Here is a 22,954-nt window from a genome sequence, read left to right as displayed (position 1 = left end):
CGCGGCCTTTCTGAAATATTCTTTCATTTTATCGGTCTAGGTGGGAGGTGGCTTAACGAGTTTTAAATTGAATTAAAAACTTCTAACCAGACTTTTATCTCAGTATGAGAAAATGTGACCATCTTCACGAAATCTTTAGGCCAAAGTCGTGTTCAGGTCGAGTTCGATCTGAAGCATATTTTTTATAAAAAATTTCCCATTTCAATCTGATACAATCATTTTTATGAAAACTGGGAACATCTTCAGAACTTTTGCTGTTACTTTACTATTCTCTTATTCCGCCATAGCTGCCAATCGTTATGCACTTTATTTGGGAGCTGGCGGCGAGCCTGAAGGAAAAACGAATACGATCTTCGATCAAACATTCCAATCATATGTACAAGCAATTAGATCTAAAAAATGGCAAAGCAAAACATATTTCGATGGAGGACATGTGCTGTCCGGGCTCGTTCGTCACAGATGGCGGGATAATTTAAGTCAAAAAAGTGTGCGGATTTTGAGCTAAGTAGCTGAAATCTCGAAGGTAGCCCTAGTTCTCAAAGGAGAACAAACCATGATACAAAGGGGTCACAATGAGCGAAGCAAAGAAAAAGCGGACAAGAAGATCAGCAGAGAAAATGGCGGAGTTGGTGTTAGAGGCCGAACGCCTGGGCGCAAGCGCCGTTTGTCGCCGAGAAAACATTGCGCCAGCGCAACTCTCGCGTTGGAAGCAGAAGTTCCTTCAAAGCGGGATTGCGGGTCTAAAAGATATCAAGCGCGGTCCAAAGCAAAAAGAAGATCCAGCGATGGCAGAACTCAAAGCCGAAAAAGAAGTGCTGGCTCAAGCCTTACTCGAAACTTCAATAGAACTCGCTGCAATGAAAAAAAAGAGTCGCTTGGTTTAGAGGGGCCACTATATGGCCGTCATTTGACCAAGGATCAACGAGAGGCCCTCCGGGCCTTCGTGGATGAGCATATTAAGCATCACTCAGTAAAGAAGATTTGTGATGCGCTTGAGGTGCATCCTCGGTCGTATTATCGATGGAAGGAAAATGGCTTAAAGGAGAATCACGGTGGCGGTGGCGGCCAAAACAAGATCACACCGAAAGAAGAAAAGGCCGTGGTAAGGCTCGCCAAGAAAAATCCCGACTGGCACTGCCGACGTATTGCTTACCACTTAGAGAAAAACGCCAAGGCTTTCATTGGTAAAACCAAAGTCGCCGAGATTATGAAGGCCCACGGCCTGAATCATCCGTTTGAACAAAAGCCGCCCAAGCTCATCGTCCCACCAGAGGACATGCTGTTGCATGAACCTTGGCGAAGTAATCTAATCTGGGGGATGGATTGGACGTGGGTCAATGTGAACGGCAAGTTTATGTTTTTACTCGTGCTGCTTGACTGGCACTCAAGAAAAATCCTGTCTTGGGGCCTTTATCACAAAATCACTCAACACGAAGTGGTAACAGTTGTCACTGAAGCCGTTGCCAAAGAGCGCATTGATTTTTTGCCGCATGGGGCACTTCGTCCAATCGTCGTTGCCGATCATGGCAGTGCTAATACGGCGGCTTATACCAAGAACAACATCGAGATCCAGGGGTTGAAGCTATGGCTCAGTGGCATCGGTAGACCCACAGGCAATGCTCGCACAGAGCGAGTCATCGGCACGTTAAAGAGAGAAGAAATTTATCTTCAAGAACAGTACGAGAATGAAGAGGTGGCTCACAAGTTGATCGGGGCAAAGATCTATGACTACAACTTCCACCGGCCCAATCAAGGCAACGGTGGCTTTGCCCCGAACTCCGTTCATCACCAAGGCCGCTACGAACTAATGAAGCGAAGAGAAAGGGCTAGACAGAAAGCCCAAGAACTGAGAAGAAAACACTGGGAACAGGATCAGTCACCTTCAAACACAGTGTTGACTTAAACTTCAGCCCACTCTGTGCGGGGGTTGCTCGGACAGGACAGACATCAACAATCAGAGGCCATTGCAACGAAACTCACCAAAGGTGGAAACAAGCAATTTACGTCGGCCAACTATGCCAAAGAGATCCAGCAATTAACAGAGAATTTAAAGTCAGGAAAGATCCCTAAAGGCTCACAATTATTAATTACGATCGACACACACGGAGCTCCTAATCAAAATCAAAAGCTTCATGGTATTTCCAGTACAGATGGTATTGTAAATTTAGACTCACTTATAGCTCTAAGAAATGCAGCCGAGCAAAAAGAGGTTCGCCTAGCGGTCATTGATTTAAGCTGCTACTCGGGAAACACGATAAACCTTGGAACAGATAAAACTTGCGTCATTTCAGCCACGAGTAATCGCGCCTACGGATATAATACTGAAGCTGATGATTTGATTCGGGCATTGCCAAAAGCAAAAAATCTTGAGGAAGCATTCCTGCTAGCTAGAAACTCTAGCAGCCCTTCTTTGGCCAACCCTCAGATTTCCACGCCCGTTGGTCGTAAGGTTGAAGAATATCTTCGTTTTGCTGATTACGCCAATCGGGTAGAAGAAAAATTAGATGCCAAACCCTATTCACCTTGGGCCTGCGATCCTGCAAAAATTAAAAAGGAAATTGAAAATCTAAAAGCAATCGCCACAAAGTTAAAATCTGAGCAACTTGAGTCTGACGTTCAGCAGTTAAAATTAGCAATGTTAGACTATGAAGCTAAAAGAAAAAGTTTGGCTTTATTGGGAAAAAAGATGGGCGAAATGAAATTATGTGCAAGCAACGGCAGCGAAGACTTATGCGTTAAGCCGACGACCTTTGATCCCAAAATGTATGCAGAAGCCATCGCCGAACAAAAGGCCGACACGTTGAGGGCTTTAAAGGCCGCTGACCCTATCAATCAAGTCGTTCTGAAGGCAAAGCTTGAGGACCTAAAAAAAGACGAGACCTATCTGAAAAATTTAACTGCCAAACCCGAGTATAAGCAGTTTCAAAAGTTTCAAACTGATTTTGAGATGGGGTCCTCAGAGTTAGACATGGCAGGCTCCGAAACAATGGCTGCCGAACGGAAAGCCTATCATAACCTTTATAAGACTTTGAATGCCTCCAATAAAGACAGCAATGCCTGCAAAGAATTTCAGTTATAAAAAAAGCCCGGTGGTAAATCGGGCTTTTTCATTAAAGTGACTTTAAAAATCGTAAAACAGCTTGTCGGTCGGCTTTATTTAAGGACATAAATTGATTCTTCGAATATTCGCCTTCACCACCGTGCCACAGGATGGCTTCCTCTAAAGTCTTAGCTCTTCCGTCATGCAAAAAGCTCGCTCGAGGATTCACGGTGTGCGTCTGACCAATGCCCCATAAAGGACGAGTCTTCCACTCTCTGCCGGAAGCATCAAAATCTTGGCGATCATCAGCAAGACCCGGCCCCATATCGTGCAATAGCAAATCTGTAAAAGGATAGATTTTCTGATTTGCCAAGGCAGCAATTGGATGATGCCCCGTCGTAAACGACGGCGTATGGCAAGTCGCGCAGCCAATAGACGAAAAGATCTGCCCACCTTTTAGTACTTCGTCTTCTGTGACTCCCCGTCGAGCTGGAACTGCAAGAGTCTGAGAATAGAATACTAAGTCATTAGAAACTTGATCAGAAGCCTCTACTTTTACAAAAGGCATCTTTGCGATGAAATCAAGAAATAGAGGCGTTCCAGCGATGCTTTCATCTGGAAACGCATAATTGGTAACACCCATGTCACCACGTAAAGCCCCCAATGATTGATGAAACACCGACGGTGTATTTGCCTTTAATCCAAAACGACCTAACGAAACTGGATAGATATCTCCGGCCATTTGCTTTTGAATATCAAAAACCCAATTCGGCTTTCCGGAAACGCCCTGAGCACTAAAATCCATATTAGCAATCGCCAATATATCTTCTTGCTTGATCGCCTCTAAAAGGCCCAAACCAATCATAGGAGTGCCTAAGCGAGCACCCATCTTGACATCAGCTTGGTAAATTCGATCATTATAAGCATCAGTAACTTTAAAAATAGGTTTACGAAGACGAACTACTTCTCCGTCAGGATAAGTCACATCTTGATATTCATACTTCATCCAAACCCGCGCCTGTCCAACTCCAGGTGCTTCTTCACGCACACCTAAAGAACCCAGATGAAATAGCTGATCTGAAAAGTACGGAACTGGAGTTGGTGCTCCCCAATGATTTGCAGCAGACTTTTGTTTAGGCAATCCATCTTCGATAGAGATGCGCAAAAAGACGGCTTCGCTTTGCCGAAGAGGCGTCCACTGATTTCCAGGTGCGACGATAGGCAGCGAGCCACGGCCATCTTTATTATGGCAGCCAGCACAATTAGTGTGGTTAAACACGGGGCCTAATCCATAGTCTTTACGATCAGCAACGTCTGAAAAATTACGCTCGAATAGTGCATCGCCAACTAAGTGGCGAGCGATTTCGTCCTCGGTCAGATTTTTTGCAGGATTGCGAAATGCCCAAACAGTTTCTCCTTTGAAAGAAACGCTTGTTTCACCACCTAATTTTTCCGCAGTTAGGTAACTTAAAGAATAATCTGGAGCTGCACTTGCAACTCCAGAAAAAAATAGACCAAAAATAAATACTGTACAAAAATTTCTCATAGAGCCCTCCGCCCTAGCCGAAATATTAATCTAACAAAGGCAGAACTTCGTTTTCAATCAAGGCACGGGTTGCCGCCAGCTGATCGATTGCTTTTTGAACTCGAACTCGGCCAGACGCATCTTTGATCGCATGACCAAAATCCATTGAACGCTGTGGACCAGAGATATCAACAATGGCTTGCATAGAAGCTATAATCTCGTTTTCAACCTGCTGAGCAAGTGCTGGGTTGACACGCGCTACGTAGTCTTTAAGGCCTGGGCCATCGAAAGCGCCATAATTACCAGTATAGATATTGTATACAGAGCGAATGTTATTATTAAAATCTGCTAGCGAATTCCAAGAGTACGGCGATTCAACCAACTCGATGTTTGCGCTTCCGATATCAGCACCGAATGGATCTGAAATTTTTCCATTACCCACTTCATCCAAGATTCCCAACATACCTTGAACATACTCTTCAAGAACTGCCCGTTCAGACGAGTAAATTGGATTGTTTGCTGTTGGGTTTGAAATAATCTGAACATAACCAGGAGCACTTGGATTTTCTGGATCATAGTTTGTCGTCCAAGCTGATGCCAATTGCGCAGTGTATTCTGCTAACAAAGCAGCCGTCGCTTTAAGATACTGGAACTGCTTTGAATTAAATTGCGCCATCGTTTTTGTGTTTGTGGCCAAACCATCACCAAACAAAAGATACTCTAGGGTGTGAAAACCCTGAAGATTTGTGCCAAGTGCACGAACTGTATCAACGGAAATGTTTGGAGTCGACTTCATCACATGCTCTAGATCCATTCTATTTAATGGCCAAGTATCTAACATTGGATCGATACCCAATGCATCCACAGGCCCAAACAAGAAGGCCTCAGAGCTTTCCCAATGAACACGGGCTGCTCTCCATGCCTGTTGAGCATTTGCCAAGGTCGCGTCGTTTGGATTAGCTACAAACTGATCCACTGCCACACTCAAATCCTGAGCTGCAGTTGCAAGATCTACGTAAGTTTGAGTGATAACGTTTTGAGCAACGTTCTTGATAATCTGCGAGTTCGTCTGAGCAAATGCTACTGAACTTGCAAAAATGGAAAGCGATACAAGTACCTTTTTCATTTTAGACTTCCTTTTTTTTAAGATTTAAATTCAAAACCAAAATTTAATTTCAATGTGCTAGTTTTCGGCAAAGACTGAAGGCCTGTACTCTCTTCACCGTATTCGGCCTTAAAGAACGAAGACGAGTCTACTTTCCAATAAAGCCCGCCCGCCCGATACTTAACATCATAACGAGGATATTTTGAGACACTGCCTTGAACCTCTTCGAAAGTGTTTACATGTTCGTGCTTTGCATAGAGAGCCCATGTATCCGAAAAGTTATAAGCAACTTGCACCAGAGAGGACGTCGCTTTGTGTCCCAAAGGACCAAACGATTTTGGTTTTGCAAGCCCCCCAAGGCCATTGTTTGCAGTTACGACAAGGTCCGAGTTTTCCAAAGTTCCCAAAAGGTACTGACCAAGAAGCTCGACTCTTCCAATTTTGTACTGCCCCATCACGGACTTGATTTCAACATGAGAAGGAGCCGTCAATTTTCCAATTTTATATCTATTATCTGTTGTGTTCCCGCGGTAGTAAGACAAAGCCAGACCCTGACCAACTTCGATACTTCCTAATTCGACACTGGCGAAAAGGGCTCTGTTGCCGGTGTTCGTAGATTCGAAATGTCGTTGGTATCCACCACCAACCCAGTTATACGAGCGAAAAAATTCAGAGTTCAACCCATTTACAACTGCCGAGCGAACCGTCACATAATTGTCCATATATTGCATTTGGACACCAGTCTCGTTCCACCCGACTGGAATCATACGTCCTTCAAGCAATGAAACCTCTGTGGCCTTATGAGAATTCGGATTTCCCAGCACGGTGCCAAGGGCCACATACAAAGGAAATTTACCAACAAACAATCTCCAATGATCATTTAACTGACGGGCATAGTAGATTTCAGAAAGTACGACTTCGCCGCCTTTTTCGATTTCAGACTCGAACTCTCCAAACTCTTCTAGAGGCTCGAACTCAAGAGCTGTCCCCACGCCACCGTGTTCAATTTCGATTTCGAATTCAATTTCGGCCTTATCATCAATTTCATATTCAGCTTCGATGGCTAGCTCTCGTAAATCAATTTGCTCCCGATAAATAGGGTCCACCGAGTTGGTCGTTTTAAAAGTTTGGTATCTATTATATAGAAGATCACCATAACCATAGATTTCAAAATCCGCGAACGCAGAACCGCAAGTTAATGACCCCAAAACAAAAAGAATACTGCCGAGCTTTTTCATATGCCGGATATGTAGGCAAAATTAGCCAAGGCGTCAAAAAAAGGGCTCCAAAAAGGAGCCCTTGATAGCCTAGTGAAATCGGACTGAAAGCCAATTGAGAATATAAAACATTTATTAGAGAGATTTAAGGACCTCTATGATCTGGGACTGAATTTTCTTCATCTCATCGTCAGAGCGTTTTTGAGCTCTTTTAAAGTCCAAATCAGGAATCGACCACGCAGGAATCAGGTGTAAATGATAATGAGGCACTTCGAATCCCGCAACGATTTGCCCAACCCGTGGGGCCCCCGAGGCCTGGCGAATAGCCTTACCAATTTTCTGCGATACCACATGCAGATGCTGATAAACATCCTCGGGTACTTCCATCCAAGAGTTGATCTCTTCTTTGCAGATTACAAGAGTGTGCCCCAGGTTGACCTGATCCAAAGCCAAAAACGACAGAACCGTGTCATCTTCATAGATCTTATAACAAGGCAATTCACCATTGATAATTTTTGTAAACACAGATGCCATAAAACCTCCAATATCCAAAAATAAAAAAAGAGAGTCTAGATAGACTCCCTTTTTGAATCGAGTCCCTAGGGACTTGATCCTACCACTTAAGACCTTCTTTACCAGCCCATTTTCCACGAGGACGGTAAATACGGTTATTTGCATATTGCTCAAATGCGTGTGCGCACCAGCCAGCAATACGAGAAACTGCGAAGATCGGAGTGAACAAATCAGTTGGGATCCCCATTGAGTAGTACACAGTCGCAGAATAGAAATCCACGTTTGGCATCAAACCTTTTTGTGAATACATAGTATCGTCAATCAAAGTCGACATTTCGTAGAAATGCGCAAGACCTGCGTCTTTAGAAAGCTTCTCTGACATGCCACGAAGAATACGAGCACGTGGATCGCCGTTTTTATATACACGGTGACCAATACCCATTACTTTTTCTTTGGCAGCCAAAGCGTCTTGTACGAAAGCTTTTGCGTTTTCGATGTTGCCAATCTTTTTAAGCATCAAGATCACTTGTTCGTTCGCACCACCGTGCAAAGGTCCTTTAAGGGCGCCAATAGCAGATACGATTGCAGAGTGAAGATCAGACAATGAAGACGCTGTTACACGAGTTGCAAACGCAGAGCAGTTCAATTCGTGGTCAGCATGAAGGATCAAGCAAGTGTCGAAAACTTTAACGTGTTCTGCTTTTGGCTCAACACCGCCGCCCAACATGTACATAAAGTTCCAAGCAATAGACTTACCTGCTTTAGGAGCTACAGGCTCTTTGCCTTTACGAATAGCATCAAAAGCAGTTACGATCGTTCCCATTTTTGCAGTCAAACGCAAAGCTTTACGAGCATTTGCTTCTGGAGAATTGTCATTTGCATCAGTGTCCCAGTGAGCAATCAAAGAAACAGCGGTGCGCAACCAAGCCATTGGATGAACATTTGTTGGGATGCCTTTAAGTACTTTGATGTACTCTGGCGCCAATGAAATTTCTTTTTCAAGTTCAGCTTTGAATTTTGACAACTCATCTGCAGATGCTTTTTTGTTATTCCAAAGAAGATAGATCACTTCTTCAAAAGTTGAATTTGCAGCAAGATCGTCAATTGTGTAACCGCGATAGTTCAATGTATCGCCAACGATAAATGAAACAGCCGTTGTACAAGCGACAACGCCCTCTAGGCCCTTATCTAATGCGCCTTCGTATACTGTAACCTCAGCCATGGTGTTTTCCTTTCAATTTAGATGACACTACTTTTTTATATCTTGTTAAAACCGAGGGCAACCCTTGCCGCCCTCCGCATTCGAAACCGATTTCGAACAAATCTCTAGGTTCGCGCCAACTTAATAACGCGGTCTTTCACTTCAGCAATAACTAGAGTTTGATCTCTAACCGGATCCTTTTTACCTGAGTACTTCTCGTTACTGTAAAGTATTTCATTACGAAGCTCGTGAACTCCCATTTTAGGTGCGCTGCGAATAGCGGCCTCTAGGCCCTTGGCTCCAAAAGGCTGATTCTGGTTATTTTGAGCTTCTTTAATTCCTTCTGTGGCTAAAATCAGACGATCTCGTGGGTTTAACTGAACTCGTGTCGTCGTAGGTTCCGTGTTAAAGTCTTTAGCCAAGGGACCAGCACAAGCTTTTAAGCTCTGTAAAGCATCTTGCCCGTACACCTGCAAGTAAGCATCGATATTACCAATCGAGCTAAACTCAAATTCGAAACTTCTACGGTCCACGACGCCATAAAATATGCTAGCTGCATCAGAATTCTTAATTTGCGGAACGACATCATTGGCCAAGCTCGACAAAACCTTATGCGGAGGGAGCCCTCGACGAGCCTCAATCTGTGAAGAGATGCGGATGATCACACCCAACAAAACGGAAGAAAGGCTATAGCCACTGGCCGAGGACACAAGAATCCCAAACTTCAACCGATCCTCGTGCTCGAAGATATCAAAATAGTCTCCCCCTGATCGCGTGCCGGGCAGAAACTTAGTAGAAAAATCAAATCCCGAAATGTTAGGAAGTTCCGTTGGGGATAAAAACTTTTGCAGAGCTTGAGCCATTCCCAATTCTTGACTCATCTGAGCCATGATCTTTTCCAAAGATGAATTGGCTTTCATCACTTCACTTCTCCAACGAAGAAGTTCTTGGTCTTTGGCTTGAATCTCTTTCTCAAGAGCTTCTATTTTTTCAAGTAGTTGCTGATTTGTATTAGACATGCCCTCTTATTCTATTAGGGAAATAAGAGGTATTTGAGATAAATTATCTGGAACTAGACTGGTCTTCCGTCGAAAAAACCTAAAAGCGGCGACAAGGAGTCCGCTTAAAGTTGAATTCCAGTCAAAGATCGATAGCTGTTACGAACAAATTCAGCTTGTTTTGCAGGATTTAAATAAAACGCCAAGCCACTACAGTTCTTTTCGGGGTTGTTTGGGTTGGCCACCGCGGATGCAATTCCAATCACCGCCAGCTTGCCTTCACGAACAACGAATAGTGGACCACCGCTATCACCACTACAAACACCTTGATCCGCCTGAATCACGATACGCGATTTTGGAGCTTCCGGCAATTCAGAGAAAGAACTTCCCGGCTGAGAAGCCACTCGTAAAACACCACTACCTTCGCCTTGAAACTCTGTCACTCCGTATCCAGCCATAATAACCGTTTCCTCGGCTTGTATTGACACGCTATCTAAGGGCAATTCTGCCGTTTTATAGCCTGCGGGAATTGAGCCTGAATACTTTAACAGCGCGATATCCGAAGACAGGTTTTTTAATTTATCTGCTTTATCACTTTTATCATAGTCAGTATGAACAACCATCTGCTCTACAGGTCGCAAAGATGACTTCAAACTTGATGCGTTTTCCCAATCAACACATGCTAGGTTGCTGTTGAACACAATCATCATATCGGACGCCTTGCGGGCCGTACAATGAGCCGCCGTAAGAATGATATTATTTGGCAACAGGGTTCCAGTACAAATCCCGCCTTGTTGTCCTTCTTTAAACAAAATCGAAACTGTCCTTGCGGCCACTGGAGAATTTTGTTTTAAACTTCTGCCATTCACAATACCGCCAAATTCCTTTGGCAAAAGACCTTCGCCAGAAGTTGCGCCCTCTTCACACTGAATTGTTTTTTGTGAGATATTAGAATCATCTGCGGAGATATTCTTTTTATGATCGCGGCCACAAGCTGCAAGACCCAACGCGATACCACCAACAATAAGAGCTTTCCAAAACTGCATGCTATCTCCTCGAAAGTAGAAGCGCTATATTAATACGAAACCGCTCTGAATCAGAGGCCCTAACGGCAGCTTTGACTTTTTTGCCAGGCTGTCTAAAAGTTCAACACTCTTATATTCCTCTATTATTGAAATTCGGTGACTTTAAGCCGTTTGTTACTTATTTTGAGGTTGTCTATAACCAACGATGGATCAATTCATGGATCAACGTACCGAACAAAGAACCGTTCAATTATGCTTAAGCCCCTCTGCCGGCGGCCTCGAATTAATGGCCGTGCGTTTCTCGAAGCTCTATACAGAACAGGGCATCGATGCTCCATTGATTGGACTTAATAGCTCGTTCGTCGCCGAAAGAGCTCTCAAAGATTCCGTCGAATTTTTGGGGCTTGAAAAGAAATCTTCTGCCCTATCTAAGGTCCGAAATATTATTGCGATCCTTGATCAAAAAAAATCAACCCATCTCTTCGTTCATCGCTTTAAGGACTTGAAAGTTGTTTTTTTAATTAAAAAAATGCGCCCTCATATTAAAGTTATTGCTTGGGCCCATATTTTTATCGACTACAAGAAAAAAGACGTCTTTCACAAAATGATTTATTCTTGTGTCGATCAACTTGTCTGCATGACTGAAACGCATAAAGACAATCTTTTAAAAAGTCTTCCCATTTCAGAGAGTAAATTGAAGATTGTACCCCTTGGCATTGATTTAAGTCGATTTGCGGTTGATGAACTTTCAGAACAGCACAAACAACAAAGAAAATCCCTTCGCTCACAACTAGGTTGCAACGAGACGACATTTCTTATCGGCTCGGCAGGACGCTTTGATCCCCAGAAGGGCCAAATTGAACTGATTGAAGCCGCTCGGCTGCTAAAAAATTACATCGATTCTCAAGAAACTCCGATCCTTGAGGATTTCAAACTTGTCTTAGTTGGCGAAGATACTCAGGGAGAGCCCGGTACGAAAGCCCATTGCGAGCGCCTTATTGAAGAATATGGCCTCCACGATCATGTGCAGATTTTGGGATTTATGGAGCAGATTCAAGTGTTCTATAGGTCTTTAGATCTTTTTGTTATGCCCTCTTATCAAGAAACCTTTGGCTTAGTTCTAATCGAAGCAATGGCCAGCGGCTGCCCTTGTATGTCGACTTACGCTGGTGGCCCTATCGATATTCTAAACAGAGGTGAGTTAGGACTTTTGGTAGAGCCCAAATCAGAACAGGCTCTTTTTAAAGGTCTATTAGAAGTTTTTAAAAATCGCAAGGTATGGAAGCAGAAAGCGGTGGCGAGTAAAAAGAAAGCTCTCGACGAATACAACGAAGAGAGCCTGATAAAAAATCTGCGCCAATTAATTTTGAACTAAAGCACTCAGGGCTTTGTGCTCTTCGCGCAAGCGCAGCTTCACACTTTCTGGAATTTGATTAGCTGAAGGTCCATTTAACTCGGCAAGGTGTTCATCGATCTTTTTAAGTCGAACATTCAACCCCAACTGCAACCATTCTTTGGATGATTCACTTAAATTTCCGGAAATAGATGCCCAGTCAATATAAGCGACCTCAGACATTTCGGTCTCTTTCTTGGGTGATGCAAAATGCCCCCATGCCATCTGGGCAACAAACTGAAATAACAAAACAATAGCAACCGTCGTGATATACTGCTGATTTCGAATCGCAGGCTCGACACCGTAAATAGCTCCCCAGTTAAAATTCAAGGAAGCCGTCACCATTGCAAAAGTTCCCAATAAAAGCCCCACTAGCGAGACAATCGCCCACCATTTAACAGAGCTCTGCACCGTACGATCCGCCTTGCTTGCAATCCAATAAACTTGAAAAATCCCATATAGACGCTCTCCTAAAAACAGGAAAAGAGCCCCTTGAAACGTCAAGCTTCCGCTCATCATTAAAACCAAAGAAAGCGCCACAGAATAAAATGGAATGCGAATTAAACAACCCAAAACAAATGCCATTACCGACAAGGACAGCAACGGGATCAGACTTTTTTCTACAATCCAAAAAGCAAATTCAGACTGCCCTAAAAGATTAATAAGCAAACTTGAATTCTTTAATAGCTGTTCGGCCCCAAAGTAAAACAGACCGACGCCGAAAAAGAATTCGATCATCGCTTGGCGACGTTGCATATTTCGCACCGTATTCCACGGCAGAATCCACAGCAAAGCCGCCACTCCGATTAGCAGTAAGCCGTTGTATTGTAAATAACCCCACATCAAAACCAGAGGCCACCATAAACCCATTAAGCTTAAACACAATAAAAGCAAAGCTGCCCGTCGAGAACTTAACTTAAAATTATAAGCCGATACTGCCACCGTCGCACTTTCTTGCTCGTGACCTGTACCCAGAACATATAAAAATGCACCTACAAGCATTGCTTTAAAATCTTTAGATTGCAAAGAGTCCAACGAACGTTCTCTCAAGGGTGCCAACACAGATTGCAAAGCTTTTGATGATAGAAACAATCCAGCAAATAAAATAGCCAACGATCCTAACCACATTAAAAACATAAACTCTCCTTAACTGCGAACATATACGTCAAATCTTACTACTTTAGTTTCAATAGAATGACTGGGCTTAAAACCCAAATCCATGGCCAATGGTGCCGCGTCGTGAGGCCGTTTAACTACAATCTTTTTTACACCGGACTTTAAGGCTTTCTCTAATACCTTATCCGCGTCTAAGTCCTTACCAACCAACTCTCGAAAAATCACCATCTCTTGCTTTGGCAAAGCCGTCTTTTTTTTGCCAGCAGGATGCGGATACATGGGATCAAAATAAATAGCATCAAAGCTAGAGGAAACTCCATCTCGATCCAAAAAAACCAGAGCCTCTTCATGCACCAGTTGATAGTCTTTTAACTCGGCTCGAGAGGTCACCGCAAAGGCCTGCTTTAGCAAAAAGAATAGTAGCGCAGATCTTTCAACTCCCGTCACCTTCAAACCAAGCTGACACAGAAGAACCGAATCCGCAGCCATCCCCACAGATAAATCCAAAACCGATTGCGTTCCCTTACCAAGACCTAAAGCCTTCGCCAACGGCTCATTTTTCCCGCGCAGCTGCTTTCGCTGATAGGTAATATGATCTTGATCAAAATCGATACAAAGCTTGCGTCCATCGGAGTCCGTCACGATAGGATTATCAGAGTGCCAGTCGATAACAAATTGAAATTCAGAAAGATCCGTAGAGGGATTCAAAGTAGCCCCAAGGTGCTGCAACCAATGACTTAGATCCGATTTATCCTGAGGGGCAAAAAGTGCGATCTTCATTGAGTGAACAAGTACCAAAGGCTTTCAAAAGTCCAAATACCAACCACTAGCAGGTACAAGCGACGACCAATAGCTTGAATTTTTATAAGATCGGAGCCCACGGGGCTCGAAATATTGCGCACCCGTATGAAGTAACGGCTCGATAAAAATAAAATCGCCAGTGACATGTACCAACCAAAATAGAAACCCGCAAAGCGACAGTGGTAAGCAAAATACAAAATAATAAATATCAACCACCAAGCACCTAAAAGCTTTCGACTTCTATCAAAGCCAAGCCAGGTGATTGTATTTTGAAATTTAGCTTGGCTTAAGATCATAATCTGACCAAAGTTTTTTAGATGAATTAAAAATAAAATCATCCAACCCCAAATGGCCCCAAGGTAAACAACCTCCCAGTCAAAACCAGCCCCTAGCGCCATTTGATAACCTGTCGTCAACAAGGGCCCTAGTAGTACAAAGATCGCTAGCTCACCGCCAATTTGATATTTGAAAGAATGTCTTTTCGTAAACTGCGCCCATAAACCCACAAGCAAAGCCAACGCAACGATCACGCCGACCTCTGGAACGCTCCAAACAACAGGAACAGCACAGCAAAGGGCAAGAAACAAAAAGAAGTACGAATAACGACGAACCTCACAGGCCGTCAGCCAGCCCAATTGGATCACTCGAGAGCCCACATCCTGACAAATACGATCCATTCCTTTGATATGGTCCATATAGTCATTCCGAAAACCTGCGGCCACAAATCCGAAAACAACTCCGAGAGTCGCCAACAAAACGGCCACACTATCTGGCAGATGTTTATCTGTCGTGTTTTTAGTAAGAACTAATAATAATGGAAAAAGAATCATCAAAAGATGATGAAGACGAAATGCCCGTGCAAAAAACACCAAGGCCCCTGGGTACTCGATATCTTCGACCTTTACGATTTTAAAAGTCACGGTCTCTGAAGGCGAGTTAACGTTCAAAGTTTGTATAGGAATAGCCCGATGAGTTTCCGAAAAGGTCCCCAGCAAATAAGATTCAAAATCGGCGTCTGATTTTTGCAGAGTTTTAAATTGCATTATTGAGGCTTCCTTCTCCAGTAGAGAATCTCGGTCAAAGGCTTCAATTTTTGAATCAATTTGTGTTCACTCTCGGGCAGCAGACTTTGCAATGTCGCTAAATGATGTTCGTATAGATGAATCAACTCTTGGTTCATTTTGTCGAACTCTGCAAGTTTAGAATCAAAGTGTTCTTTACCGCCCAGGGCCGCATAAAATTCTGAAAGATCCCGCGACTTAACCATTTGATCGATGACTGATCGAGGCTGCCCCTTGGATACAAAAGCACCAAAACTATTTAAATAACCCGATTTAAGGTCACCCAAAATTGCCTTACCTTCATCATTACGAATATCGTAATCCAAAAGATCATCACTGCGCTGGAACAGTTGTCCAAGAATAGTTCCCATCTCTTCGAGTGTGCTATGAAGTTTTTCATCGTATCGCTCTTGCGCGATGAACGGCGCACGAATACACCATTTGAACAAACTGGCAGTCTTCAGGTTATGAATGCGATCGAGCTGCTCAAGGGTCACAAAAAAATCACCAACAACTGAATCTTGAAGCCACTCGCCCTCTAGAAGATCTGAAATAATCTCGGCCGTGTATTGAACGAGCTTGATATTGCCATGGCCTGATAAGTTCACCATCACGCGGGCCAATAGATAATCACCAGCCAAAACAGCATACTCTGGAGTGTACTTCGTCCAAGCCGCAGGCTTTCCGCGTCGAAGCTGAGAGCGATCCACCAAATCGTCGTGCAGTAACGAGGCATTATGAATAAACTCTATGGTCTGGGCCAACAAATGCTCGGCTTTTGATTGCAGTCCAATAGAGTCAGCCATCATACGAATTAATTTCGCGCGAAAGCCTTTGCCACCCGCAAACAAGTCGTCATAAAGACGATTTAGCTTTGGCAGATAGGCCGGAAAATCTTTGGCATCATAGACTTTCAAATCAATGACATTGTGCTGCAATTTGATCTCCTTGGGAGTGTCTTCTAGCGCCCCAGAATTCCCAATTTATGTGCTTGCTGTCAAGCCAGCAAAGGGCGTAAAACCTTAAAAATGAATCGAATTTTCAAAACACAAAAAACAATGAGCTTTCGTGAAGCAGATCCCGCCCAAATTATGTTTTTTGGTAACATTTTTGGCTGGGCTCATGACTGTTTCGAGCAGTTTATTATCGAGGCGGGCTTTACCTGGAATGAGTACTTTGGATGTCGGGATTACTTCATCCCCATCCGCCACACCTCTGCGGACTATATGGCACCCTTCTTCCCCGGGCAAACCTATGAAATCCAAGCTCTTGTAAAGGCCTTAAGCTCTTCATCAATCACCATGCAATACAGCTTTTCTGGTCCCCAGGGCCCCTGTGCAAAAGTGATTATGATACACACTTTTGTCGATCCAAAAACGAAGCAAAAGACCCAGATCCCCGATTCCTTCAAAACACGCTTTGCGCAATATTTAGCGCAAGAGGAGTCCTCAAATGTCCCGAGGTAATGGAAAAGAATGGTGGCGCAATGGAGTTCAGTTCCAGTGCCAAGGATCTGGCAAGTGTTGCACGTCTCATGGCGAATTTGGCTTTGTGTATTTAACCCTAGAAGACCGCAAAAGATTCGCAAAACACCTAAAGATCAAAACCTCTGATTTTACACAAAACTATTGTGAAAAAACAGGCGGCATCTGGCACCTTAAAGAAGATCCAAAAAATCCTGACTGCATGTTCTTAAAAGGTAAAGGCTGCTCGGTCTATGAAGCTCGCCCGACTCAATGCCGAACATGGCCATTTTGGCCAGAAGTTATGGGAGCCAAAGAATGGGCCAAAGAAGTGAAAGCATTCTGTCCAGGCGTTGGAAAAGGCCGCATTTGGAGCGAGGAAGAGATCGTCAATACATTGAACGAACAACTTGATTCTGAAGAGCGATACGGCAGATAAGATTACAAAATAGTCTCATCTTGAGAATAACTTCAAGCTAGACCAAATTTATTCCGATATCTAGACCCATGGGTACGATTTCGCAAATCCTCAATTTAAGGACCTCTATCGTCGTGGTCGTGATGGCTATCGCGGCCTGCACGAAGCCAACCGTTACGATCGACTCATTATCAAAAGAACTTCCCGCTCCTTCGCTGAAGTCTGGTGGAGTTGAATCTGTAGACTTCCCTGATAGTCAAAAGTTTCTGCAATTTTCTGGGAGCTGCGATATTCGCTCTCAAAGTTTAAAGGTCGCTTTTAAGTTGGCAGGTGAAAGCCTCAATTATCAGTATGTACCAGCATCGACTACTTACAACTCGGCCATTGGCTCTAACGCAACTGCAGTTTCCACAACAACCAACAACGATATCAACTGTAGTGATGGCCAATTTAGTTTTATTTTAAGTAAAGAATTTATCTATAACGCCCTAGGTATTAATACAGACGCTGAACTACAGGCTAAAAACGTTGAGGCTATCTACATCGCTGGTGAGACTCTTTTAGGCCTGACAAAACCTTTAATTTTAGGAGTGAAGGACGGATCTGGAGAGCGAGTGCCTACACAGATAGTTTTAAGAAAAATAAAGCCGGTGAACGCAGCCCCTCAATACTCTTGTTTTGAAGTCACCGCGAATCTTTTAGACTCAAACGGCTTACACGCTGAAACCAAGACTGCCATGGCATTTCAGCTTAAAAACAGCTCGGACCAACCTGTGAGCTTTTATCCAAGTTGGAATGACTGCAATACCTCGAACTCAAGCTCTCTCACTTCAACGGTCAATATTTCAAGCAATAATAGTCAGGGAAATATCTATATTAGAAGTTCATCTAGTTCTTCAGAAACCTACCGACTGGTAAACACAGCCTCTAGCACAAACATCGATACTGCAAATTCTTCAATCTCGATCTCATTCAAAAACACCTATGATTCTAGTAGCGTGAATCGCTTCGTGATGTTTGATTGGAATTTTCCCTACACTTACAAATCGAATGAGTGCTATCCATTCAAGATAGAGTTCAAATCCTACAACTCCAATATCGCGATCAATTCAAATCGAACAGATATCAATCTGAGCTTCTCTTCGGATGTTGCGGGAGTTCAATTCTATTCAAACTCAACCTGTTCGACGGTGCTAGCCAATCCAAAAATCACAACGGCCACTAATTACTTCACGGGCTACATTAAATATTCGGCGGCGGGCACTTCAAATAGTTTTATCAAGAACGTGATTTCAGTGTCGGCCACGGGGACAGACACCGTTAATGGAACTCTTAATATAGATGCAGACAAAATCTACACTTACATCGATCTTACTGACAAAACGGTCATCACCAAGCTTAACAATTTTTCAGAAACATCGCTTGAAACAAACCGATGCTACATGATTTCCACTGATCTGCTTAATGATCACCGAACGCTTTTACCTGCATCCGTTGCCACCCCGATAGACTACGTACTTTCTGGCGGCGCGAATATTAATTTATATAGTAACGGCTGTTACGAAGGTCTGATTAACGGGAGTATGACAAGTTCCGTAGCAGCAGGAAACTATCGAAAATTTATTTTTGCAGTTCCGCTAAGCTCGGGATCATCAAGCTTCACAACAAGAATTAACTCTGCCGGAAGTAATATAACTTCGAACACCTTATCGCTGACCATTAATTCAGGTCCCGTTGGTATTCGCCAAGTTTATAGTCCCGTGCTTGCCATTGGCAGCTGCACCTCGATTGAGTTCGAACTTTATGATTCAAACAGCAATGCCGTAGCCCCTAAAAACCAACTTCTTTTACAAAGTATCTCGACTGGGTCTGCTTCCGTAAATATTTACGGCGATTCAAGCTGCAGCAGCGTAATTTCGGCCGGCTCAGATATTCTATGGCCACCAGATTACAGCGCAGGCAGGTATCGACTTTACTTTAAAGCGACGGGATCACTATCTAACCACAGCTTTAGTCTGACTCCATTCAATCTTGCGCCTGCTGTTATTTCGATTACAACTCAATAGTTTTTTAATTTATCAAAAAGTTGGTTATAGTCTTTTTCGGGATGAAAAACGATGCTTTCAATTTGCTTTCCCTGCCCGTCAGATGGGAAAATCGTTATCGCCTGAAGGTCATCAATACAAATCGAAAGACAACTTGAAGTCATCACTCGGATCTCTTTACCTTTACCGGCATCGCGCAATTCGCTTTTCAATTTATTTTTCAAGTGCTCTGCAACGTCACCAGAAATACTCAACGAGGCAGGATCAATCGCTTTTTGACACTTTGTACAGATGAATACAGCAGCTTTTTGCCAGGTATGATTGGCTGATTTCATATTTCTACTCCTGCAAGACTTTCTAATTGAGCCCACATAATCTTCCCTAATTCCGTCCGTGGGATCTGTTCAACGCGAAATCTAGCTTTGATTCTTTCAAAGGGCAAAACCTCTTTATTATACTCTTCAACTATTTTACGAATATATTCATTTTCATCGCAAGATTGATATAAAACGATTTTGGCTCCTAATCGAGGATCTAACCTTTTTGTAAGTGCCAATTTATCCCCATCGCTAAATGAATGCTTGATGATAAGGGACTCAAATATCTGGCGCTGCTTTGCCAAATTGACGGCTTCTCCACCCACTTTAATGTAATCTTGCCCACGTCCGATAATTTTAAAAATAGAACCAGAGTGAGCTGCAAAATCTTCAGTCGTAAGCCATCCATCCTTATCCAAGGGCGACTCGACTTTAACGGTGTCACCTTCGATATAGATGTAAGAGGTCAAAAGCGAGCTGCTATAAACTTTAAGATATCCCGAATCAGCAATTGCAAATTGAGCATGAGACAACAGTACCGGCTCGGGAAATTCCATTCGCATTAAAGAGTCTAAAGGGGCCGTGACAATCTGTGAGGCCGTTTCAGTCATTCCATAAGAAGGTAAAATTGGGTAACCCAACTCTCGAGATTGCGCATAGAGGTCTCGATCTAAAGCGCCACCGCCAATAACTACAGCACGCAAAAATCCTGGAGCCTTTTCACCCAAGCGAACTAAATCATACAGCTGAGTGGGCACTAAAGAAGTCAACGTCACCCCAGAATCATGGCACTTTTGCAAAAATTCACCTGCGTTCCATGAGTCAGAACCTAAAGTCATAACCTTAGATCCCGAAAGAAAGGCTCGCGCCCAAATACCTAAACCACCCACATGAAAGTAAGGCAAAACACTTAACCAAACATCATTAGGCCGAGCCTTAAGATGATCATTCACGGCCCTAGCCGAATTTAAAACAGCAGCCTTACTAAGCAAAACAAACTTAAAAGAATCCGCACTAACGGTGGTTGTCCCCGAAGTCAAAATGGCGAAATGGGCGTTGAGGCCTTTATCAGTCAAAACCTGCTTAACTTGATTTTCTAATTTTACTTGAGTCGCTTTTTCAAAGCGAGGATTCAACAAAATTTCATTTTTCTGGGAATTAAAATCAAAACTTATTTCCATAGTCTTCCCTAAATTAGCACCCATTCATAATTACGCATTTCTAGATCAAGCCCCAAACCTGGCCCCGAAGGCAAAAAAATTGTAGCTCCTTCACATTGGATTTCGGGATAAGTAGGAAAGTTACGATAAGACTGCATTGTTAAGAACCCCCCAATTGGGTGTACCTTAGATGGATACAAACCTTTAATTTCTTGCGCCACACTTATTGTATGAAGAATACCGACCCAATGATCCATTGCCGATGTAAAAATACATTCTTGCTGTCGCAGCCTGTGCATACCTTGCTTAATTTTTTCGACGCCCAAACGCGCAGGCTTTAAAACTAAATAACGGGCAGCTTCGTCAATTCCCCAGGCCTTTTCCGCAAATTCATCGGCAGCTAAGGGCAATAAATTTTGAGCCTTTTGCCATTCTTCAACAGACCAAGCAAAAGGATCTTCAATATACTCGATGGCCTCGCAAGACCGAGAGCTTAAAGAACTAAAGAATAGTTGGAACTGCTGCAGATTCAAAGATGCATTAAAATCAATACGTAAAGAGCGTGGAGCCAAAGTGATGGCATTTAAACTTTTGGCAAGTTCAAGAACATTGGGCATACCCTTGATTTTCAATTTTTCAAATCCGAGATCTCTTTTTTTCTGATAGGTCTCGCAGCTTAACATTTCGTCTGCTAAAAGAAGATAATTAGACTGGATCGAACTCTGTGAAAATAGCGATCGACCATTGTTTTTAGCCTCAAGCTCTCTGTGCGCAAAAGCTAAAGCGTTTTTAAATAATGGTGTCTCGTTATCGCGAAGGATCGCCTCTAAATTTGGATCCCCCCAAAATGAATGCGGGCAAATATCTGCATATCCCATTTTATTCGACTCTGAATCCTTCAAACAAAGAAGAAGGCCATGAGTTGTTACACCTTTGTCCAGAGCGTTTAACCGAGATCGAGATTGCAACTCATATTTACTAATCCACACCATAATTCATATTGCCCAATCAAAATGACGAAGTCATCTAGACGTCCGGCTCAATCTGAGGCATGTTTAAAAAAATGCCTCATTTTTAACTAAACATAAGTACCTAATTCGTATTGACCGATAAATAAGTGTTACCGAAGGACTTGTCTGTGGGTTTATGTGTCATGCTGGTATTCCTTCTGGATCTTCTTCGGTTTTTTGAAGAAGTTTGTTGATGATCTTTAGTTTAGTTTCTATGCTTTTTTTGAGTTCGAACGGATTTAAAGTTTGTTCAAGCTTTCTTAGCTTCTCTTTGCAGTCTGGGGAGACGTTTGGTGAAGCTAGGATTCTTTCTAAAGGTGTCTGTGGTTCCGAGTATTTCTTCTTGTACTTTGCCCCCACTCGAGTTTTGTATTCCAACTTCATCTGCGGATAAAAAAGATTTTGTAGTAACGACCATTCGTTGCGGTAAATGTCGTTCATCACTTCGATCAGATCTTTTTTGTCTAAACGATCCCAACCAAAAAGCTCCCTGACATGGGTGAAGTTCTTTTGCTCAACGTAACACTGATCATTCTTGCGGTAGGGACGACCTCGCTTAAGAGCGACCTTTTCTTCGCGGTCTTGCAGGTAACGGAGGAACTGATGGTTTAAAAACTCGTTGCCGTTATCCGTGCAGATCGTGTGTAGCCTAAACGGTAAACTTCTTTCAATGTCCACCATGCAAGTCGTAACCCCGAACGAAGACTTGCCCCACATAGCACGGCACTCCGTCCAACTGCTCAGTACATCCGTCACGGTTAGCGTAATCGCATAAGCTCCACTTAAGCTCCCGCCACAGTGGTGAACCGTGTCGGCCTCGATATGCCCCACGGATCCCACGTTGTAGTCCAGGGGCTTTAAAGGGATCATCGTTTTGATGTACTTACCGGCTCTCGTACCGCTATTCCAGTGACGGCGGTATTGTGCCTTGTAGGGCCGCAGATATACATCTATGGTTGTTTTACTCATCTGTAGCAATAAGTGCTTGGTCACATCAGGAGCTTCGTAGTGAGTAATCCAGCGAGGCAAGGCCTTCTTCATTCTGCGCGAACAGAGCTGCCCCATCTCCAGCCACAACTTCTTTAAATGCTGGATCACGAAATCGTCGTAAATACGACGGCGACCTCGAGACTCTTTGGGCTTTTTATTTTTTACATAATTCAAGGCCCTCACGGCACTTTTTCTGTGAACTTTTAAATTTTTCTCCAGCTCATCCAAAATGAGACGCTTCTCCTTGCGACACGCATTCTGGTAACGTTCGCTCATAACTCGGACATAGTCCCACTTACTAGACCCTTGCACCAAATCACCTCCCTGTGATTCTAAGGACTTAAGGCTAGCCTGTTCGGTAACACTATTTAACGGGCAATGAGCTTGGGGACGAAAATCTGGATCTCGTTTTGAGGCAGCTTCGGTAACATTTATTTCCGGGCAATTCGAATTTCAGACAACATTTAAACATTTTCGCAAAACTGCCGATAAGTTAGTTATGTGGCTTAGTATTCGGAAGCGTTGTTTTATTCGGGACCTACGGGTAAGTAATTTA

At 43.3% G+C, this 22,954-nt stretch carries 23 protein-coding genes; 8 read left to right on the top strand and 15 right to left on the bottom strand.

Going from position 1 to position 22,954, the window contains the following annotated elements; translation table 11 throughout:
- Positions 1-223: 223 nt before the first annotated feature.
- The 4 genes from AC04MN_RS07975 to AC04MN_RS07960 all read left to right on the top strand — a co-directional run bounded on the left by AC04MN_RS07975 (position 224) and on the right by AC04MN_RS07960 (position 3,079).
- Positions 224-505 (top strand): hypothetical protein, encoded by a 282-nt coding sequence (locus AC04MN_RS07975; protein ID WP_475382660.1) that lies wholly within the window; start codon positions 224-226, stop codon positions 503-505.
- A gap of 67 nt (positions 506-572) precedes the next feature.
- On the top strand, positions 573-884 hold the full coding sequence (locus AC04MN_RS07970) for a helix-turn-helix domain-containing protein (RefSeq protein WP_475381332.1): 312 nt from the start codon (positions 573-575) through the stop codon (positions 882-884).
- Positions 885-943: 59 nt separating this feature from the next.
- Positions 944-1,903: a DDE-type integrase/transposase/recombinase gene (locus AC04MN_RS07965; protein WP_475381333.1), complete on the top strand. Its 960-nt coding sequence runs from the start codon at positions 944-946 to the stop codon at positions 1,901-1,903.
- A 15-nt stretch (positions 1,904-1,918) separates the two neighbouring features.
- A complete protein-coding gene (locus tag AC04MN_RS07960) occupies positions 1,919-3,079 on the top strand; it encodes a hypothetical protein (RefSeq protein ID WP_475382659.1) in 1,161 nt (386 codons plus the stop codon).
- 31 nt (positions 3,080-3,110) lie between these two features.
- On the opposite strand, the gene AC04MN_RS07955 is transcribed toward AC04MN_RS07960, so the two are convergent.
- The 7 genes from AC04MN_RS07955 to AC04MN_RS07925 form a co-directional block, all read right to left on the bottom strand.
- Positions 3,111-4,586 (bottom strand): di-heme oxidoredictase family protein, encoded by a 1,476-nt coding sequence (locus AC04MN_RS07955; RefSeq protein ID WP_475382658.1) that lies wholly within the window; start codon positions 4,584-4,586, stop codon positions 3,111-3,113.
- Positions 4,587-4,611: 25 nt separating this feature from the next.
- Positions 4,612-5,691 (bottom strand): imelysin family protein, encoded by a 1,080-nt coding sequence (locus AC04MN_RS07950; RefSeq protein ID WP_475382657.1) that lies wholly within the window; start codon positions 5,689-5,691, stop codon positions 4,612-4,614.
- Positions 5,692-5,708: 17 nt separating this feature from the next.
- Positions 5,709-6,908 carry a hypothetical protein gene (locus AC04MN_RS07945; RefSeq protein WP_475382656.1) on the bottom strand — a complete coding sequence of 400 codons (1,200 nt, stop codon included), beginning with the start codon at positions 6,906-6,908 and terminating at the stop codon, positions 5,709-5,711.
- A 114-nt stretch (positions 6,909-7,022) separates the two neighbouring features.
- Entirely contained in the window at positions 7,023-7,421 is a 399-nt protein-coding gene (locus AC04MN_RS07940; protein ID WP_475382655.1) for an HIT family protein, read from the bottom strand.
- A 79-nt stretch (positions 7,422-7,500) separates the two neighbouring features.
- Positions 7,501-8,622: a citrate synthase gene (locus AC04MN_RS07935; protein WP_475382654.1), complete on the bottom strand. Its 1,122-nt coding sequence runs from the start codon at positions 8,620-8,622 to the stop codon at positions 7,501-7,503.
- 104 nt (positions 8,623-8,726) lie between these two features.
- Positions 8,727-9,620 carry a PP2C family protein-serine/threonine phosphatase gene (locus AC04MN_RS07930; RefSeq protein ID WP_475382653.1) on the bottom strand — a complete coding sequence of 298 codons (894 nt, stop codon included), beginning with the start codon at positions 9,618-9,620 and terminating at the stop codon, positions 8,727-8,729.
- A 104-nt stretch (positions 9,621-9,724) separates the two neighbouring features.
- Positions 9,725-10,645: a S1 family peptidase gene (locus AC04MN_RS07925; protein WP_475382652.1), complete on the bottom strand. Its 921-nt coding sequence runs from the start codon at positions 10,643-10,645 to the stop codon at positions 9,725-9,727.
- Between the two features lie 196 nt (positions 10,646-10,841).
- Between AC04MN_RS07925 and AC04MN_RS07920 the strand changes: the two genes are divergently transcribed.
- Positions 10,842-11,999, top strand: a complete 1,158-nt coding sequence (locus tag AC04MN_RS07920) for a glycosyltransferase family 4 protein (RefSeq protein ID WP_475382651.1) — start codon at positions 10,842-10,844, stop codon at positions 11,997-11,999.
- Here the strand turns inward: AC04MN_RS07920 and AC04MN_RS07915 are convergent.
- Genes AC04MN_RS07915 through AC04MN_RS07900 form a run of 4 tightly spaced genes read right to left on the bottom strand, consistent with a single transcriptional unit; the run spans position 11,985 to position 15,933 of the window.
- Positions 11,985-13,154 carry a hypothetical protein gene (locus AC04MN_RS07915; protein ID WP_475382650.1) on the bottom strand — a complete coding sequence of 390 codons (1,170 nt, stop codon included), beginning with the start codon at positions 13,152-13,154 and terminating at the stop codon, positions 11,985-11,987. The two genes, AC04MN_RS07920 and AC04MN_RS07915, sit on opposite strands and share 15 nt — an antisense overlap.
- Positions 13,155-13,163: 9 nt before the next feature.
- Complete coding sequence (locus AC04MN_RS07910; RefSeq protein WP_475382649.1) at positions 13,164-13,913, bottom strand: class I SAM-dependent methyltransferase; 750 nt, start codon at positions 13,911-13,913, stop codon at positions 13,164-13,166.
- A complete protein-coding gene (locus tag AC04MN_RS07905; RefSeq protein ID WP_475382648.1) occupies positions 13,910-14,977 on the bottom strand; it encodes a prenyltransferase in 1,068 nt (355 codons plus the stop codon). Before AC04MN_RS07905 ends, AC04MN_RS07910 begins: the two co-directional genes overlap by 4 nt.
- The gene (locus tag AC04MN_RS07900; RefSeq protein WP_475382647.1) at positions 14,977-15,933 is read right to left on the bottom strand and encodes a polyprenyl synthetase family protein; all 957 of its coding nucleotides are present in this window, start codon (positions 15,931-15,933) and stop codon (positions 14,977-14,979) included. Before AC04MN_RS07900 ends, AC04MN_RS07905 begins: the two co-directional genes overlap by 1 nt.
- Positions 15,934-16,023: 90 nt before the next feature.
- Here AC04MN_RS07900 and AC04MN_RS07895 point away from each other — a divergent pair, with 90 nt between their 5' ends.
- The 3 genes from AC04MN_RS07895 to AC04MN_RS07885 all read left to right on the top strand — a co-directional run bounded on the left by AC04MN_RS07895 (position 16,024) and on the right by AC04MN_RS07885 (position 18,942).
- Positions 16,024-16,461: an acyl-CoA thioesterase gene (locus tag AC04MN_RS07895; protein ID WP_475382646.1), complete on the top strand. Its 438-nt coding sequence runs from the start codon at positions 16,024-16,026 to the stop codon at positions 16,459-16,461.
- A complete protein-coding gene (locus tag AC04MN_RS07890; RefSeq protein WP_475382645.1) occupies positions 16,448-16,897 on the top strand; it encodes a YkgJ family cysteine cluster protein in 450 nt (149 codons plus the stop codon). The genes AC04MN_RS07895 and AC04MN_RS07890 overlap by 14 nt, the downstream gene beginning before the upstream one ends.
- A gap of 68 nt (positions 16,898-16,965) precedes the next feature.
- Positions 16,966-18,942, top strand: coding sequence for a hypothetical protein (locus AC04MN_RS07885; protein ID WP_475382644.1), 1,977 nt, complete (start codon positions 16,966-16,968; stop codon positions 18,940-18,942).
- Here the strand turns inward: AC04MN_RS07885 and AC04MN_RS07880 are convergent.
- The 4 genes from AC04MN_RS07880 to AC04MN_RS07865 form a co-directional block, all read right to left on the bottom strand.
- Positions 18,936-19,256 carry a (2Fe-2S) ferredoxin domain-containing protein gene (locus tag AC04MN_RS07880; protein ID WP_475382643.1) on the bottom strand — a complete coding sequence of 107 codons (321 nt, stop codon included), beginning with the start codon at positions 19,254-19,256 and terminating at the stop codon, positions 18,936-18,938. The two genes, AC04MN_RS07885 and AC04MN_RS07880, sit on opposite strands and share 7 nt — an antisense overlap.
- A complete protein-coding gene (locus tag AC04MN_RS07875; protein ID WP_475382642.1) occupies positions 19,253-20,419 on the bottom strand; it encodes an AMP-binding protein in 1,167 nt (388 codons plus the stop codon). Before AC04MN_RS07875 ends, AC04MN_RS07880 begins: the two co-directional genes overlap by 4 nt.
- Positions 20,420-20,427: 8 nt before the next feature.
- Positions 20,428-21,390 (bottom strand): enolase-like domain-containing protein, encoded by a 963-nt coding sequence (locus AC04MN_RS07870; protein WP_475382641.1) that lies wholly within the window; start codon positions 21,388-21,390, stop codon positions 20,428-20,430.
- A gap of 159 nt (positions 21,391-21,549) precedes the next feature.
- Positions 21,550-22,674 (bottom strand): transposase, encoded by a 1,125-nt coding sequence (locus AC04MN_RS07865; protein ID WP_475382640.1) that lies wholly within the window; start codon positions 22,672-22,674, stop codon positions 21,550-21,552.
- Between the last annotated feature and the right edge of the window lie 280 nt (positions 22,675-22,954).

The sequence above is a fragment of the Bdellovibrio sp. ZFWA1 genome (assembly GCF_056175665.1).
The sequence above is the reverse complement of the archived record's forward strand: the minus strand, read 5'-3'. Positions and strand labels throughout refer to the sequence as shown.